Annotated in this window: 20 protein-coding genes; 8 read left to right on the forward strand and 12 right to left on the reverse strand. The window is 49.6% G+C overall.

Annotation, left to right across the window (positions count from 1 at the left end):
• Window positions 1–62 precede the first annotated feature (62 nt).
• The 3 genes from sbcD to NYE62_RS05400 are packed head-to-tail and all read left to right on the forward strand — an operon-like array spanning window position 63 to window position 4,933.
• Window positions 63–1,235 carry an exonuclease subunit SbcD gene (gene sbcD / locus NYE62_RS05390; protein WP_007409169.1) on the forward strand — a complete coding sequence of 391 codons (1,173 nt, stop codon included), beginning with the start codon at window positions 63–65 and terminating at the stop codon, window positions 1,233–1,235.
• Window positions 1,232–4,624, forward strand: a complete 3,393-nt coding sequence (sbcC, locus tag NYE62_RS05395; RefSeq protein ID WP_342497282.1) for an exonuclease subunit SbcC — start codon at window positions 1,232–1,234, stop codon at window positions 4,622–4,624. The genes sbcD and sbcC overlap by 4 nt, the downstream gene beginning before the upstream one ends.
• A 15-nt stretch (window positions 4,625–4,639) precedes the next feature.
• A complete protein-coding gene (locus NYE62_RS05400; protein ID WP_003155144.1) occupies window positions 4,640–4,933 on the forward strand; it encodes a hypothetical protein in 294 nt (97 codons plus the stop codon).
• Between the two features lie 42 nt (window positions 4,934–4,975).
• On the opposite strand, the gene NYE62_RS05405 is transcribed toward NYE62_RS05400, so the two are convergent.
• The 7 genes from NYE62_RS05405 to NYE62_RS05435 all read right to left on the reverse strand — a co-directional run bounded on the left by NYE62_RS05405 (window position 4,976) and on the right by NYE62_RS05435 (window position 7,330).
• On the reverse strand, window positions 4,976–5,194 hold the full coding sequence (locus NYE62_RS05405; protein ID WP_003155143.1) for a spore germination protein: 219 nt from the start codon (window positions 5,192–5,194) through the stop codon (window positions 4,976–4,978).
• Window positions 5,195–5,233: 39 nt separating this feature from the next.
• On the reverse strand, window positions 5,234–5,629 hold the full coding sequence (locus tag NYE62_RS05410) for a spore germination protein GerPE (RefSeq protein ID WP_144664074.1): 396 nt from the start codon (window positions 5,627–5,629) through the stop codon (window positions 5,234–5,236).
• Window positions 5,629–5,805, reverse strand: coding sequence for a hypothetical protein (locus NYE62_RS05415; protein ID WP_003155141.1), 177 nt, complete (start codon window positions 5,803–5,805; stop codon window positions 5,629–5,631). Before NYE62_RS05415 ends, NYE62_RS05410 begins: the two co-directional genes overlap by 1 nt.
• Entirely contained in the window at window positions 5,802–6,419 is a 618-nt protein-coding gene (locus NYE62_RS05420; protein WP_003155139.1) for a spore germination protein GerPC, read from the reverse strand. Before NYE62_RS05420 ends, NYE62_RS05415 begins: the two co-directional genes overlap by 4 nt.
• A 35-nt stretch (window positions 6,420–6,454) precedes the next feature.
• Complete coding sequence (locus tag NYE62_RS05425; protein ID WP_007409164.1) at window positions 6,455–6,691, reverse strand: spore germination protein GerPB; 237 nt, start codon at window positions 6,689–6,691, stop codon at window positions 6,455–6,457.
• A gap of 12 nt (window positions 6,692–6,703) precedes the next feature.
• Entirely contained in the window at window positions 6,704–6,925 is a 222-nt protein-coding gene (locus NYE62_RS05430) for a spore germination protein (protein ID WP_003155135.1), read from the reverse strand.
• Between the two features lie 189 nt (window positions 6,926–7,114).
• Window positions 7,115–7,330 (reverse strand): aspartyl-phosphate phosphatase Spo0E family protein, encoded by a 216-nt coding sequence (locus NYE62_RS05435; RefSeq protein WP_033574502.1) that lies wholly within the window; start codon window positions 7,328–7,330, stop codon window positions 7,115–7,117.
• A gap of 217 nt (window positions 7,331–7,547) precedes the next feature.
• Here NYE62_RS05435 and NYE62_RS05440 point away from each other — a divergent pair, with 217 nt between their 5' ends.
• A complete protein-coding gene (locus NYE62_RS05440) occupies window positions 7,548–8,453 on the forward strand; it encodes a fumarylacetoacetate hydrolase family protein (RefSeq protein ID WP_031378473.1) in 906 nt (301 codons plus the stop codon).
• A 93-nt stretch (window positions 8,454–8,546) separates the two neighbouring features.
• On the forward strand, window positions 8,547–8,903 hold the full coding sequence (locus tag NYE62_RS05445; protein ID WP_199022462.1) for a YisL family protein: 357 nt from the start codon (window positions 8,547–8,549) through the stop codon (window positions 8,901–8,903).
• 37 nt (window positions 8,904–8,940) lie between these two features.
• Here NYE62_RS05445 and NYE62_RS05450 read toward each other — a convergent pair whose 3' ends face one another.
• Both NYE62_RS05450 and NYE62_RS05455 read right to left on the reverse strand, forming a co-directional pair.
• Entirely contained in the window at window positions 8,941–9,120 is a 180-nt protein-coding gene (locus tag NYE62_RS05450) for a hypothetical protein (RefSeq protein ID WP_233162021.1), read from the reverse strand.
• 35 nt (window positions 9,121–9,155) lie between these two features.
• Window positions 9,156–9,698, reverse strand: a complete 543-nt coding sequence (locus NYE62_RS05455; protein ID WP_038456447.1) for a DUF2777 family protein — start codon at window positions 9,696–9,698, stop codon at window positions 9,156–9,158.
• A 175-nt stretch (window positions 9,699–9,873) separates the two neighbouring features.
• On the opposite strand from NYE62_RS05455, the gene asnB reads away from it, so the two are divergent.
• Together asnB and NYE62_RS05465 are read left to right on the forward strand one after the other, a co-directional pair.
• A complete protein-coding gene (gene asnB, locus NYE62_RS05460; protein ID WP_025284535.1) occupies window positions 9,874–11,715 on the forward strand; it encodes an asparagine synthase (glutamine-hydrolyzing) in 1,842 nt (613 codons plus the stop codon).
• An 85-nt stretch (window positions 11,716–11,800) separates the two neighbouring features.
• Complete coding sequence (locus tag NYE62_RS05465; RefSeq protein ID WP_199022463.1) at window positions 11,801–12,541, forward strand: squalene/phytoene synthase family protein; 741 nt, start codon at window positions 11,801–11,803, stop codon at window positions 12,539–12,541.
• A 35-nt stretch (window positions 12,542–12,576) separates the two neighbouring features.
• On the opposite strand, the gene NYE62_RS05470 is transcribed toward NYE62_RS05465, so the two are convergent.
• Window positions 12,577–13,944 carry an MATE family efflux transporter gene (locus NYE62_RS05470; protein WP_003155121.1) on the reverse strand — a complete coding sequence of 456 codons (1,368 nt, stop codon included), beginning with the start codon at window positions 13,942–13,944 and terminating at the stop codon, window positions 12,577–12,579.
• Window positions 13,945–14,066: 122 nt separating this feature from the next.
• On the opposite strand from NYE62_RS05470, the gene NYE62_RS05475 reads away from it, so the two are divergent.
• The gene (locus NYE62_RS05475; RefSeq protein WP_007409155.1) at window positions 14,067–14,930 is read left to right on the forward strand and encodes an AraC family transcriptional regulator; all 864 of its coding nucleotides are present in this window, start codon (window positions 14,067–14,069) and stop codon (window positions 14,928–14,930) included.
• A gap of 143 nt (window positions 14,931–15,073) precedes the next feature.
• Here the strand turns inward: NYE62_RS05475 and NYE62_RS05480 are convergent, their stop codons facing one another.
• Both NYE62_RS05480 and NYE62_RS05485 read right to left on the reverse strand, forming a co-directional pair.
• Window positions 15,074–15,568, reverse strand: coding sequence for a DinB family protein (locus NYE62_RS05480; RefSeq protein ID WP_015239546.1), 495 nt, complete (start codon window positions 15,566–15,568; stop codon window positions 15,074–15,076).
• Window positions 15,569–15,621: 53 nt separating this feature from the next.
• Entirely contained in the window at window positions 15,622–16,230 is a 609-nt protein-coding gene (locus NYE62_RS05485) for a LysE/ArgO family amino acid transporter (RefSeq protein WP_040238301.1), read from the reverse strand.
• Window positions 16,231–16,279 lie beyond the last annotated feature (49 nt).

Here is a 16,279-nt window from a genome sequence, read left to right on the forward strand (position 1 = left end):
AGATCCGAAGCTCCTTTTTGGAGCGGATCTTTTTTTCTATCAAAAAGTGAGGTGAATGCGGTATGCGCATTTTACATACAGCTGACTGGCACCTCGGCAAAACGCTGGAAGGCAGAAGCAGGCTGAGCGAGCAGGCCGAGGTATTGGAAGAGCTGAATACCATTGTCAAGGAAGAAAATATTGATGCGGTCATTATGGCGGGGGATGTATTTGATACGGTCAACCCGCCTGCGCTCGCTGAACAATTGTATTACGAAAGTCTTTCCGCGCTTTCTGACGGCGGAAAGCGCCCGGTTGTCGTCATTGCCGGAAACCATGACAATCCCGACAGGCTGGCGGCGGCTTCTCCGTTAACAAATGAGCGCGGCATTCATTTAATCGGCTATCCGCGGACAGAACCTGTGCATATTGAAGTGCCGTCGGCGGACGAGCTGTTAGCCGTAGCTGCGCTGGCATATCCGTCAGAGGCGAGATTAAACGAAGTGCTTTCTGATACGTTTGAGGAAAAGCTTCTTCGCGATCATTACGATGTCAAAATCAGAGAGGCGTTTGCTCACATGTGCGGACTGTGCCGGGACGATGCCGTGAAAATCGCGGCGAGCCACATTTATGTCGCGGGGGGAAATCAGACCGATTCAGAGCGTCCGATTGAAGTCGGGGGCGCTTACACAGTTGCCGCTGACAGCCTGCCGGCTGATGCGGCTTACGTGGCTCTCGGCCATCTCCACCGTCCGCAAACGATCAAGCGCGCCAAGACGGCTGCCCGTTATTCAGGCTCTCCGCTCGCATACAGCTTTTCGGAAGCCGGTTATGCCAAATCGGTGACGGTGGTAGAAGCGAAGCCCGGCGGAGAAGCGAAGTGGGAAGAGATTTTCCTGTCTTCCGGTAAACCGCTCGTCAAATGGAAAGCGCAGGGGCTGAGCGAGGTTCACGGCTGGCTTGATGAAGGGCGTGACCGGAATGCCTGGATCGATCTTGATATCCATTTGACGGATCAGCTTTCTCTCGAGGAAATTCATCGGCTGAGAAAGGCGCATCCCGGCTTTATCCATATCAGGCCGGTTTTTGAAGAAAAAGAGACCGAAAATGACCGGATTGAAGTGAAACACACATCAATTGAGGATCGATTTAAGAAGTTTTATGAAAAACAAACGGGCGGCGGCGTGCCGGATGAGGAGATGGTCAAGCTGTTTTTAGAGCTTGCGTCAGCAGATGATGAGGAGGATGCGACATGAAGCCGATTCTGTTAACGATAAAAGGGCTCCACAGCTTCAGGGAGGAACAGACCATTGATTTTGCCGGACTGTCCGGAGCCGGGGTGTTCGGGATTTTCGGGCCGACCGGAAGCGGAAAATCATCAATCCTTGATGCCATGACACTCGCTTTATACGGAAAAGTGGAGCGCGCCGCAAATAATACGCACGGCATCCTGAATCATGCCGAAGATCAGCTCGCCGTCTCATTTACATTCGCGCTTCAATCCGGCCACCGGGTTTCCTACAAGGTCGAGCGCGTTTTTAAGAGAACGGATGAAACGAAAGTAAAAACCGCCCTCTGCCGCTTGATTGAAATCAAAGACGAACAAACGGTGCTGGCCGATAAAGCGAATGAAGTGAACAAAAAGGTGGAAGAGCTTCTTGGCCTGACCATTGACGACTTTACAAGAGCCGTCGTGCTGCCGCAAGGAAAGTTTGCCGAGTTTCTGTCACTTAAAGGCGCGGAAAGAAGACATATGCTCCAGCGCCTGTTTAATCTGGAACAGTACGGGGACAGGCTTGTCAAAAAATTGCGGCGGCGGGCGCAGGAAGCGGCAGCGAAAAAAAATGAAATGCTGGCCGAACAATCCGGCCTCGGAGACGCAGGAGAAGATGCGCTGAAGCAGGCTGAACAGCAGTTTCACGAAGCGAACGAACGGCTTGAAGAAGCTGAGAAGAAACGGGTCCGGGCAAAAGAGCGCTTTGAGAATCACCAGGAAATTTGGAACCTGCAGACAGAAAGAGATGAATATGAGCGCCGGGAGAAAAAGCTTGAGGAAAGACGCCCGTACATCACGGATTTGACTGAGCGTCTTAAAGAGGCGGAAACAGCTCTCGCCCTTGAGCCGTACGCAGACCGTTACACAGAAGCCGTCCGCCGGAAGCAGCGCGCCGAACAGGAACACGAACTGGCCAAACGGAAATCAGAGGCGGAAACCGTTTCATTTACCCGGCAAAATGAAGCCTATGAAGCATGGCGGGCCCATAAGGCCGAACAGGAGCCGAAGCTTGTCAAGGAAGAAGAGCTGTATCAAAGACTTTCAGCCATTGAACAAAAACTGTTTGAAGCGAAAAAAGAAGCGGAAAAAACAAATGCGGAACACAGCAAAAAAGAGGAAGAATACGAAGCCGCCTCGAAACAGCTGGCCGGAGTGAAAGACCGCCTGACCCGCGGCCAAAACAGGCAGAATGAGCTGAAAGAAGAGCTGAAAGCAGTTCAAGTGACCGCCGATGAACGGAAAAAATGCCAGACCGCCGCACAGCTGGCGGCAGGCTTTCAGCAGATACAGGAACAAATCACGAAAGAACGGGCCAATCTGACAACGCAGCTGAAAAACGTGGAGAAGCTGAACGGAGAAAGCGAGTCGCTCACAGCGAAAGCGAAAACGGAAGAGGAAGATATTACGCACGCTTATCAAACGCTTCAAACCGTTTACCATATGGTCTGTGAAACGGAACGTTCACTGAAAGCCGCAGCCGAACGGGCTGACAAAACGCAAGCCGATCTCCGCAGGCGCTCAGAGGAAGCGAGAACGGCTGCATTAACAAAAGAATTATCGGAAAAACTAATCGAAGGAAAGCCTTGTCCTGTATGCGGCTCGACGCAGCATGACCGCCCGCGTTCCGCTCATGAAACATTCTCGCCTGATACGGCTGTACAGGAACAGCTGCAGCAGGTTGAAGCGCTGCTTTCTGAGGCGGCGGCTCTTTCTCAGGAAGTGCTGACAGCCAAGGTTGCATTAGAAGAACAGTCGGGGCGTTTTACCGAAGAATGTCCGTTTCTGCAAAGCGCCCGGGTTCCGGAGCTGGAAGCCGCTTCTTCCAGCAGCGGACGCCCGCTTGATGAAGCGTTCAGCGCCGTCCGCTTGGAATGGAAACAAATGAAACAGGATATGCTGTCGGTAAAAGAGAAGGTCACAAGACTGATCAGCGCGCATCAGCAGACGGTGAAACAAGCTGAGCAGCTTGCCGAACGAATCCGCTACGAGGAAAAAGAAGCCGGCCGTCTCAGACATTCATTAGAAGAGCTTGAATCGCTGTCAGAAAGCCGATTGAATCAGTACAACGAAGTCTGCGGTGATATTCCGCCAAACCGGATTGACGCCTGGCAGGCTTCGGTAGATGAGAAGGACAGGCAGGCAGAAGAATGTGAGAAGCGCATTGAAACAAGCATCGCATTCCTCAAGGAACATGAAGAGGAGAAAGAACGCCTGCAGGAGATGAAGCATCGGCTTGAACGGGAACGGCTCGAGCTTCACTATGCGTCTGAGCGCCTGCAGCAGGTGATTGACGGGTATGAACAAGAGCTCGGAACAGCAGCTGAAGAAACATCAATTTCCGCAAAGCTTGAAGCGGTGCGGCAGGAATTACAGCTGTTAAAATCGAAAGAACAGTCCCTATTCGACGCGCTGAAGCAGGCGCAGCAATCACTGAATGACGCAAAAGGCCGGGAATCCGGGAGTCTCATGTCACTCAGGGATGCTGAGACCTCCCTTGAGAAAGCGCAAAACGACTGGCGCGTGAGGTCAAAAGACACCGGGTTTGCCGACCCGGACCAAGTCAAAAAAAGTCTGCTTCCGCAAGGGCGTGCAGAGGAAATGAAAAAAGAAATAGATGAGTTCTTGGACACCTCAAAACAGCTATCGGCAAATATCAGCCGTGTTACTGATAAATTAGCCGAGCGCCGGATATCGGAGGAAGAATGGACAGCATCCGTTTCTCTGCTGAAGCAGGCAGAGGCTGAGTCAGGCGCCGCCATGGAGGAAAAAGGAGCGCAGGCAAAAGCCTTCGCGGTTATGCAAAAACAGCATAAGCGCTTTAAAGAGATTGAAGCCGAACTGAAAAGCTGGCAGACACAGATTGACAGGCTTGATAAGCTCCAGTCTGTATGTAAAGGCAATACATTCGTCGAATTTTTAGCGGAAGAACAGCTGGAAAGCGTGGCTCGAGACGCCTCTGCCCGTCTCGGAGCTTTGACAAGGCAGCGGTATGCCATATTAGTCGATTCAGAAGGCGGTTTCGTCATGCGTGATGACGCGAACGGAGGCGTCAAACGGCCCGTATCAAGCCTTTCCGGCGGAGAGACGTTTCTGACATCGCTGTCGCTTGCGCTTGCCTTGTCCGCCCAGATTCAGCTGCGGGGGCAATACCCGCTGCAATTCTTTTTCTTAGATGAAGGATTTGGAACTCTTGACCAAGGGCTCTTAGACACCGTTGTCACAGCGCTCGAAAAGCTGCAATCGGACAACTTATCCGTCGGAGTGATCAGCCATGTGCAGGAGCTGAGAGCGCGTCTGCCGAAAAAATTAATCGTTCATCCGTCCGAACCGGGCGGGAAAGGCACCCGGGTCACATTGGAGATCATGTAGAAAGGAGAAGGAATCATGGCCGATTCTGCCGAGGGCACATGTGAATTATGCGGCCGCCATCATGTGCGGCTGACGGAGCACCACTTAACGCCTAAGGAAGAAGGCGGGACATTCCTTCCGACCGCAATGCTCTGCATCCCTTGTCATAAACAGGTTCACGCGCTCTATACGAATCAGGAGCTTGCGGCAAGGCTCGCGGGAATAGAAGAGCTGCGGCGTGACCCGAAACTCGCGCGGTTTGTGAAATGGATCAGAAAACAGCCGCCGGAAAAGCTTGTAAAAACAAAAAAAGCAAATGAACGAAAATAACGCTGAACCAAAAGCAGCCCTCTTCTGAAAGAGCGCTGCTTTTTAGGCGTTTCCGACCACATTTTGATCGCTGACATCGGGGTCTATATAGTTTGTCGCATTGACAACGTTGTTTAATAACAGGAAATCTCCGGTATTGCCTGCTCCCGAACCGAGCGCAGATTTAGAAGAGCTTTTTGGAGAAAGGTAAAAGGAATCACCAAAGTTTACGACTCCGCCCGATATGGAATTGATAGCTATAGGTCCGGTAATTGCTGGCATAAACGACACCCTTTATAGAAGTCTCACCGTCATTATATGTCAGGGCTGCTGTGATTGTGAGCTTGACGTGAAGATCTGCCTAATATGTTTCAGCCGCGAATCTCCCAGAACGATCGACGTCGATCCGATTTGAACCACGGACGCTGACGATACCCCTTGAACTTTCACATTCCTTACCCGAATTGAAGGGTTTTCATGGCAGAATGCGCTTTGGACTCCCGTTTCCGGTAACGGCATGACGGCCGGCTGCCGAAAAATCTGGTATTCTTTTTTGTTAAATGAGCCTTCATCATCTCTGTATACAGCAAGACTACGCTGATCGGCCAATACTTTGATCCGCATATTGATTTCATTCGTATCGCCTGCTTGAAAAACACTCGCAATCCCGACTGAATTGATTTTGGCGTTCCGGAGGCGTGAAATGCGCTTTAACATTATTCCGGCGCCAGCGGCACATAAGGCCCGATAATAAGAGATTCCGGAGGCGTGTCAAAGATGGAAGACAGATAGACGGAATCGGTGTCGCCGATTAATAATAAGGAAGAACTGGATACACCGGTAGACCGGATGTCGCCGACTTCAATATTCCGGTTAATCACTGTAAAAATCATGACGGATCATCACCTTTCATTTCACCAGGTATGTGCTTAATAAAGTGCTCGACGGCCCTGACAATATCACGCTTCACATGTTCGGCAATCTGTTCGGCATATTGCGCGGGCGCCGTATTTTCTTCTTTCGGGACATGGGACAGATAATACTGAATCCGGCTGTCCATCTGCTTTCTGATATCTTCAATAATATGATATTTGTTCGTTTCGTCCAGCCTGCTCTCATACTGAGTTTCGAGCTGTTCTAAAAGCGCGGGGATTTCTTCATTCAGGTACATATCGACGTTTTGGCGGATTTGCTGCATTTGCTGGCCCGCCTGTTCCTGCTGCATCATTCCGACCTGCGGAGATGTCTGGCCGACTTCGAAGTTTTGCACGGCATTCGGATCAGTCGGATTCAATCCGATATTCAGCGTTCCTTCCAGCCGTTCAATTTTCAGCTGATCAAATTTATACTCGAGCCGATCGATTCTTGTAGAAGGCTGCTGCTTCAGCGTTGAAATTTCATTTTGGAATTCTTTCAGCTGCCGTTCGAGCTCCTGAATCTGCTGCGCCTGCTGCTGGACGAAAGAATTTAAATTCTGCAGGTAGGATGAAACGGATTGATCATACATGACATTCACCTCGCGTCTCGTTTCCTTCATTAAAACTACCGGCTTGGCGGCTGGAGCGGTACAAATGATGAGGTGCCGGGACCTCCCCCTGTTGTTACAGTCTGCTGCCCCGCGGTGACAGGCGGCGCCGGCTCAACATAACTCCCTGTGTTGTACAGATTGGAAAGAGATTTAATTGAACCGGCGCTTCCGATTTGCAGTATGGAGGAATTGCTGACAGATTCTACACGCATGTAATTGATATGGATCGACTGATTGACGTAAAAATTCATACGGCGCCTCCTTTATGCGTTTCCTGCCATCGGCTGATCGATTACATCATTATCGTACACATTCGTTGAATTCCTGTAATTCGTCAGTGTGAGATTGTCTCCGGTATTGAAGCTGCCCGCTCCGGCAAATGTCTTAACCTCTGCTTTTGGAGAAATGGTGATGCAGTCGCCTATATGAACGACTCCGCTCGTACCGACGGCATTAATTTTAAACGCTCCGACAATTGCGGGCATACGAGCACATCCTTTTTCTGAAGATTTTCATGACTGCACTCCAGGAGCTTATCTGGGCTGCCTGCCTAAAATAGCTTATGACAAATGCACATTTTTGTGAGCGGAAAAAACTTTAGACGTAAAAACACCGGCGCTTTACGCATGCCGGGTCTTATACATAAATGATACAGATTTATATACATATCACGTTTATGAGAAAGCCTCTTTTTTTCCTGCGGTGCGGCTGTGCTCAATCTGTGCGGCCGGGTTCAGCCCGCTGTCTTTCGTTTGTTGGATGAGCCCGCCCCGGCACCCGTTTAAAAGGCTGTCCAGCTCCTGGCTGCACCTGATGGTCTCCGTTGCATTGATTCCGAATTTTTGCGCTGTCTCGAATAAAGTTAATCTTTTTTCTTCAATTTTGTTCATCGTGTGATCTCCAATTCTCGATTATTTTGGAAAACATAGGATGATAATAGTATAACCCATTTTGGCCAAGAAGGTTTTATTTCGTCAATATGACTAAAAAAGTGACAATTTTTGATACTCTTTTACACTTATTTTCAGCCTGTTTAAAAGAGGAATTTCCCGCCCGGAGGAAGAATACATAAAGGAATGCCAGATTTAAAAATGATGGGGGATTAACATGAAATTTGCGACAGGGGAACTGAACAGCCGAACATTTGTCGGTCTGATCATTGATGATGACAAAATCTTAGATCTGCAAAAGGCTGAAAAAAAATTGTTTGAACTTGAGACGATTCCGGGTTCGCTGATCGAGTGCATTCAAAAAGGAGATAAGTTTGTCGCGCATGCCGGACAGCTTGCGGAATGGGCGAAAAAACCGAATGATGAGTCGGGTTCATTTATGTATGCGCTGTCTGACGTAAAGCTTTGCGCGCCTATTCCGAGACCTTCAAAGAACGTGATCTGCATCGGGAAAAATTATCGTGATCATGCTGTTGAAATGGGGAGTGAGGCTGATATACCGGAGCATCCCATGGTTTTTACGAAAGCCCCCGCTGCCGTTACAGGACACGGAGAAACAGTGGACAGCCACTTGGACGTAACGGAGCAGCTTGATTATGAAGGGGAGCTTGCGGTCATCATATCAAAAAGCGGATCGCACATCTCCAAAGAACATGCGCTTGATCATATATTCGGCTATACAATTGTAAATGATATAACAGCGCGCGATCTGCAGAAGAAACATAAACAGTTTTTTATCGGCAAAAGCCTCGATACGACATGCCCGATGGGCCCGGTCATTGTACATAAGTCGGCCGTCAGTGATCCGCAAAGCCTGAAAGTTGAAACGCGGGTGAACGGAGAACTGCGCCAATCAGGATCAACGGGTGACATGATTTTTCCGATAGCTGAATTAATCGAAACGCTGTCAAAAGGAATGACGCTTGAAGCCGGTGACATTATAGCGACGGGGACGCCATCCGGTGTCGGAAAAGGGTTTAAGCCGCCGAAATTTTTAAAGCCGGGGGACCGCATTGACATTACAATTGAACCGATCGGCACGCTGTCGAACCAAATCGGATAATTGTGTGTCTTTCGCACGATTGATAATGCTCCGATCGGCTTGTTGTGGTACCATAAGTGAGGCAGATTGATCTGATAGGGGGAATTGAACATAATGACACATTGGCATATTACTTCATGGGTCGTTGCGCTTATCCTGGTATTTGTCAGCTACGGGCTGTACGGTTCCGGAAAAGCGAAGGGCGCAAAAATTACGCATATGATTCTGCGCTTATTCTACATTATTATTATTCTGACCGGAGCTGAGCTTTTTGTCCGTTTTGCGAATTGGAACGGAGAGTACGCCGGAAAAATGCTGCTCGGCATCATTACCATCGGACTGATGGAAATGCTCGTCATCCGCAAGAAAAAAGGCAGATCAACCGGCGGACTGTGGATCGGTTTTATTATCGTGCTCGTCCTGACGGTGCTGCTCGGCCTACACTTGCCGATCGGCTTTCACGTATTTTAATCAATCGCTTGAAAAACCCGGATGCATCCGGGTTTTTTTAGTCGCGCAACTGTGCCGCTGAATGAGAAATGCCGTGGCAGGGGGATGTTGATGAGGCGAAGAAGATGTGCAGGATGCCAAAAGCGTCAATCACTCTCGTTACCGCAAAAGCTGCGGCTGTGAAGGGTAATAGCAAACGCCGGGCGTCAATCAGCGTGAAAAACAAAGCTGAATACATCAGGCGGCACCTATTTAAAAGGTGCCGCCTGTTTGTTACGCGGTGCCGTCTTGTCTTGCCGCTGAATACATAATGGAGCGCCGCCCGTCAGATGCCGTCCATTCAAATCTGTCGTGTTTACCCGAGCTGCCGCGGTGATGCTGCAGGGCGCATTGTGCGTCATCCGCCGAGAAGTGATAAAACGAAACGCCTTCACCGGAAAACAGCGCCTGATTGTAGGAAAATACGCAATCATATACAGACAGGCCGAACCCGTGAAGATGGCTGAGAAACAGCAGAAACGTTTCATCGTCCAGCGAATCGAGCAAGGTTAACAGCGGCCGTTTGACCGCCTTTTCATAACGGATTTCTTCCCCGCCGAGCAGGGGGATGGTGTCTGCGCCGATTTCGGCCGCACCGCCGCAAATCCGTGCCGGCTGCCATCTGCCGCCGCGTTTCATCAATACGTCTGCGTTACCTAGACTGTCTGCCAGCAGGATATCGCCTTCATCGTTTTCGACGAGGCAGATGCCGTCCTCTATCATCAGGGTGCCGCGCCCCCATTTGTTTTTTTCTGAGAAAAGCTGTTTTCGTTTCATAACCGTGCCGGTCTCCTTTGTTTGTTTCTTCTCTTCCGTTCTTTCCAAATCGGGCTTGTCTCATACAACTCTTAGTGGGACAAATCAACTATCTGCGTTTCTTTGCATAAACTGGGTAAAGTGCTGATAGAAACGAATTTGATACCGACAGAAACGGGATTGGAGCTGATATCACATGTGTGGAATTGCGGGTTGGGTCGATTTTCAAAAGCAGCTCGTCCAAGAGAAACATATTATGAACAATATGATAGACACTCTTTCAAAACGAGGGCCTGATGATTCAAACGTCTGGGGAGAGCCCCATGTTTTATTCGGACATAAAAGACTTTCGGTCGTTGACATTGAAGGCGGCCGCCAGCCGATGGCCTGCACGCATCAAGAGGAAACGTACACCATCATTTATAATGGAGAGCTGTATAACACGGAGGAATTGCGGAAGGAGCTTCAGGCGAGGGGCCACCGTTTTGAGAGGACCTCTGATACAGAAGTGCTGCTGCACAGCTATATTGAGTGGCGGGAGGAGTGCGTGGACCGCTTGAACGGTATTTTCGCTTTTGCCATCTGGGATGAGAAGCGCAAGCGGCTGTTCGGGGCAAGAGACCGGCTCGGCGTCAAACCGTTTTTTTATAAAGAACACGGCTCTTCCTTTCTGTTTGGGTCGGAATTGAAAGCCATTCTTGCTCATCCTGATGTGAAAGCCCGCACAGACAGCGGCGGACTTGCGGAAGTATTCGGACTCGGACCATCCAGAACTCCGGGCTGCGGGGTGTTTAAAGGAATTCACGAGGTGCGTCCCGCCCATGCGTTCACTTTCTCAAAGGACGGTTTGTCCATATGGCGTTATTGGAATGTAAAGAGCGAAAAGCATACAGACAGCTTCGATGAAACCGCGGCTCACATTCGGTACTTATTTCAGGATGCAGTGACACGCCAGCTCGTATCTGACGTGCCGGTTTGCACGTTTTTATCAGGGGGGCTTGATTCGAGCGCGATAACCGCGATAGCCGCCGCTCATTTTGAGAAACAAGGCAGAGATCCCCTTCATACTTATTCCATTGATTATGAGGAGAACAGCAAATTTTTTAAAGCGAGCGCCTTTCAGCCGAATGATGACGGCCCGTGGATCGATAAAATGACAAATGCATTCGGCACACAGCATCATAAGTGCGTGATTACGCAGGATCAGCTGGTTGAACATCTGGAGGAATCCGTTCTCGTCAGAGATCTGCCGGGCATGGCTGATGTTGATTCCTCGCTATTATGGTTCTGCCGGGAAATTAAAAAAGATTTTGTCGTGAGCCTTTCCGGAGAATGCGCGGACGAAATTTTCGGCGGATATCCGTGGTTTCACACCGCGGCAGAAGAAGACGGATTTCCTTGGATGAGGTCGACTGAGGAGAGGATCACGCTCTTGGATGAAAAGTGGCAAAAACGGCTGAATCTTAGAGAATACGTGAATGCGAGATATGAAGAAACCATTGCGGAAACGCCGCTGTTGGACGGTGAGACGGGAACAGATAAAGCGAGACGGCAGCTGTTCTACTTAAATATGCTTTGGTTTATGACAAATCTGCTCGACCGCAAAGACCGCATGAGCATGGGCGCAAGTCTTGAAGTACGGGTGCCGTTCGCCGACCACAGACTTGTGGAATACGTTTGGAATATTCCTTGGGAAATGAAAATGCATGGCAGCCGGGAAAAAGGCATCTTGCGGAAAGCGCTTGAAGGACTGCTTCCTGAAGATATTTTGTACCGCAAAAAAAGCCCTTATCCGAAAACACATCACCCGAAATACACGCAGGGGGTCACGGAATGGCTGAAAACGATTTTACAACAGAAAGATTCCGTGCTCCACACCCTGCTTGACAGAAAGAAGCTGGAAATGCTGCTGGAGACAGAAGGTTCATCTTTTCAGGTTCCGTGGTTCGGCCAGCTGATGAAAGGCCCGCAGCTGATCGCCCATCTTGCCCAGATCCATACATGGTTTGAGGCGTACCGTATCGATATAGAAGAATAACAGTGCCGCGACCGGTTTCCGCTGAAGGATATCGGTCTTTTTATTGTGAAACATATGGTACACTAAAAAACAGAGGAGTGATACCATGACCGAATACGAAACATGCGCCCAGCTTGCCGAGGCGCACTTTCCTTTATATAAACGGACTTTCTCATCCCTGCCGCCAAAAAACAGGCGGGCCGCATGGGCGGTGCTTGCTTTGTTTCACGAAGCTGACCGGCTTGATGTGCAGGAACTTGGAGGATTTGAACAGGCGGCACAAGACTTTCTGAACGGGGCACGCGCCGACGGCTTTTTGTGGGAGGCGCTCACCGATGTGCGGCAGCAATTTGCGCTTGAAGAAGAGCCGTTACGTGAGTTTATCGCCGGCCAAATCTCTGACAGAGAAAAAGTAGCGTATCAAGAGTTTGATGACCTGCTGATGTATGCGGGCCAAACAGGCGGAGCCCTCGGCCTGCTGCTGCTGCCGGTTTGTGCGCGCCGGAACCAAGAGAAACTCCGCCATGCAGCCGTTTCATTAGGAGCAGCCATTCAGCTGACCCGGGTGCTTCTGGAGGTCCATACGGACGAGCGGGCGAAAAAGCGTCTCCCGCGCCAGGTGATGAAGCAATTCGGCTATACGGAAGAAGAGCTGGAGAGCCATACCGTCAACAAAGCTTTTATGAATGTATGGGAGTACATCGCATTCGAGGCTGAGGCGTATTTCGAGGAGGCGTCTGAAGAGCTGGAGCTGTTTCCGTTATACTCAAGGCCCGCCGTTACCGGTTTAGCGGCACATTATCGGTCAGAGCTCGGTGACATGAGACAACGGCTTTCGCAAGCATAAAAAAACGCCCGGCTTCATAACGAAGCTTCGGGCGTTTATGCAATCCCTTTTTGAATCCAAATCCGCGACCGCCATCTTCTGTACATAAGAATGCCTCTGACCCATTCATCCGCGATAAATGAAATCCAGATGCCCATAAGCCCTAATCCGAAATGGATGCCGAACAGATAAGCGAGAGGCAGTCCGATACCCCACATGGAAATCATTGCCATGTAGACGGGGAATTTTGCATCTCCGGCAGCCCGCAGCGAGTTGATGATAATGACATTAAATGAACGGCCGGGCTCAAGAATGATCGTCATGGCGATCAGCATGCTCGCCGTCGCAATAATGTCAGGGCTGCTTGTGAAAATTCCGATCAGCTGCTTTGAAAACAAGGTCATGATCACGGATGTCAAAGCGGCAATGCCAAGCGCCCAGTACAGACTTTTCATGCAGCGGTCATAAGCGTCGTCAAACCGTTTGGCGCCGATATATCTGCCGATCAAAATCTGTGTGCCCTGGCTGATCGCCGTTCCGAACAGCAGGATAAACATGGTGATGTTTTGTGTATAAACCTTTGTTGTAAGTGCCTGAGCGCCCATAATGGCGATAAAATAAGTGACAACCATTTGCGAAATGTTGTAAGACAGCTGTTCGCCGGCAGACGGAATCCCGATTTTCAGGAGTTTCCGCAAGTGCTCTTTATGGACGTGAAAAATCTTTTGCCATGTCAGACCGAGTCCGATGCGTTTTTTGACGATCACAATCATCGCGATCAGCCCGATGATCCGCGCAAAGGATGTTGACATCGCAACACCGGCGACGCCTAACACCGGAAGGCCGAGCGGCCCGAAAATGACAAGAAAGTTTCCGGCAATATTTAAAATATTCATCCCGATCGTAACGAACATCGTATCCTTCGTATGACCGTAGCTTTTTAAAATGGCGCTGAACGTCATAATCAAAGCCTGAATGAAGGACAGCCCGCCGACCACCTGCAAAAAGACTTTGGCATCCGGCATCAATTCATTGGAAAGACCCATCACATGAAGCAGCGGAACGGCCGCAAAAAATATGGCGGCGCTGATGGCGAGACTGATGACAAAGTTCGCTCCTATTGATACATAAGCCACTTCCTGCGCCTCTTTTTTCTGTTTAGATCCTAAAAACTGTGAAATCACAATTGTCGTACCCGTTGCGATAAAGCTGAACATCACGATAATTAAATTTAAAATCTGATTGCTGACACCCACGGCCGCCACACTGTTGTCGGAGTATTGGCTAAGCATAAGAGTGTCGGCGTTTCCCATAAACATATATAATGAAACCTCAATAAATATCGGCCAAGTCAGCGCGTATAATGAGAGTTTGTGATCAGAGGATTGTTTGAATGCAGCCCGTTTTAAAATCGCTTGTTTCATTTCTTTTAACCCCTTTCCTGAAAAAATCAACGTTTAAAAGTGTACCTCCATTTTCTTATAATAAAAAGGGAGAGAAACGAAACTTCTTGCAAAAATCCGACTTAAAAAGGAGGGCCGAAAATATGTCCTTTCTCGAGTTCACAGTTCCTCCGTTCCCGGTCTTTATCGCTGCGGGAGAAGGAGTGTTCAAAAAAGGCGAAACCCATGTGAGACGGGTCTTTCCGGTGTTTGATCTGCTGTATGTGAAAGAAGGCGTCCTCTACATTACAGAAGACGAAAACGCCTTTTCCGTTGAAGCGGGAGAATATATTCTGCTTTCTCCCGGCCTTGAACATTACGGAACAAAAGGCAGTGAAGAAACGACATCCTATTCGTGGCTTCATTTTGAAGGAGCGGCTTATGAGGTGACGGAAACAACCGGGAACAACTGGTCGGAGCTGAGGCGAAAAAAAGGGAGCTTTGAAGAGCCGTCCCGCTACCGCCTGTCCCTGCCGCAAAAAGGGAAGGTGAGACGCCCGCAGTTTATGGCCGGGCAATTCAGTGTCCTGACAGATGACAGCGCCGAGAACTCCGATCTGCCGCTCAGAAAGCAGATTCTGTTTGAAGAGCTGCTGCTCCATCTTCAGAAAGAAGCGTTCCAAATCCCGTCCGCAAAGGAAAGAGTCGCATGGGAGGCCGCCCGGTACCTGCAGGAGCACTATCAGGAGAAAACAACCATTAAAGCGCTCTCTTCGGCTCTTCATTACAACCAAGACTACGTGACCCGCTGCATGCAGCAGGTGCTCGGCGTCACGCCCGGCCAGTATACGAACAAAGTCAGAATGACGGAGGCGAAACGTCTTTTGTCTGCAACCAATGACAAAATGGGGGCGATCGCGGACGCCATCGGTATGGAGGACCCAACCTATTTTTCCAAACTGTTTAAACAGATTGAAGGCATTTCGCCGCTTGAATACCGCAAATTCGTAAGCCGGAAAACGGACTGACCCAAAACCAGAGAACAAAAGAGGGATCAGTAAGCATGAAAATGACAATTTACGATGTGGCCGAAAAAGCGGGCGTCTCCAGCTATATCGGATTATGATAGATTCGAAGTAAAAAAGCAAAGGCCCGGGAGGCCTTTGCTTTTTTATGATTCGTATGAGAAAAAAATGTAGTCAGTCGGCACGCCTTTATAGCCCATTTGGTGAAGCATCGCGGTGATATTGCCGCGATGGTATGTGCCGTGATTCACAACATGCCGGATCACATCGGCATATGTCGTCTGAAGCGTCCCCAGGCGCGGATGAGAAATAGAGATCGGACCTTCCGGGTTCTCCATTTCTTTTAAAAATTCGCTGAATTCTTTGTCCAGTTCAGTCATTCTATGTTCAATCGCCTCAAAATCTCCGTCAAGCTTTTCAAATTGATCAAACTGCGAGACGATTTGTTCGAAAGTTTCTCCGTAAAGCACGTGAAGCCAAATGTAATCAGCCCGGTATATATGCACAAGCACGGCGTTCACAGTCGGAAAAACACTTTTCAGTTTCTGCTGTAAGCTGACCGCGGGCAGCGTCTTCAGATGCTGAATAACTTGCTCATTTGCCCATCTGTGGTAGTGATACAGCTTTAAAATGTCTGACATTCCAATTCCCCCTCTTCTTCCGGTACATTCAACATGGCCTGGCCGAATTCCTTTTATCGAAACAAAAGCGCAGCAAAATAAAAAGCAGCACCCCACATCACCAATGCCGAGCATTTATTCAGGATGCCGAGGAGCCGGCCTCCTGTATCCGCCGTTTGGACGAGCCGTCCCGCGAATGCCAGTCCGGCGAACCATACCCAGGAAACCGCGATACAAGCACCGGCAAACAGCCATTTATCAATTCCCGGATAGGCGGCGGAGCTTGTGCCGATGACACTGACGGTATCCAAAATCGCATGCGGGTTCAAAAGGGATACCATGACGGCCGTGACCGCCTGTTTTTTTGCCGTGAAAATCGTTTTTCTCGCCTGTTCGGCCTGCGGTTTGCTTCTCCAAGTCTGCCAGCCTAAAAAACTGAGAAACAAAAAGCCGCCTATAAGCATGACGGTCTGAAAAACGGGAATCTCTGCAATAATCATTGACACGCCTGCGACGGCCGCGCTGATGAGAATCGTATCGCATACCGCGGCGGCAATCACTGCGGGAAACGCCTGCCACACATGTTTTTGCCAGGCTCCCTGCTGAAAAATAAACACGTTTTGCGCGCCCAATGGCAAAATAAGGCCGAAAGCGAGCATCACTCCGTGAAGAATGGCATTCATATCGTAAAACCCTCCAATCGTCAACTAAATCTCATTGTAGCCGCACTGT

Origin of the sequence: Bacillus sp. FSL K6-2861 (assembly GCF_038630725.1) — a bacterium.
GTDB lineage: Bacteria > Bacillota > Bacilli > Bacillales > Bacillaceae > Bacillus > Bacillus velezensis.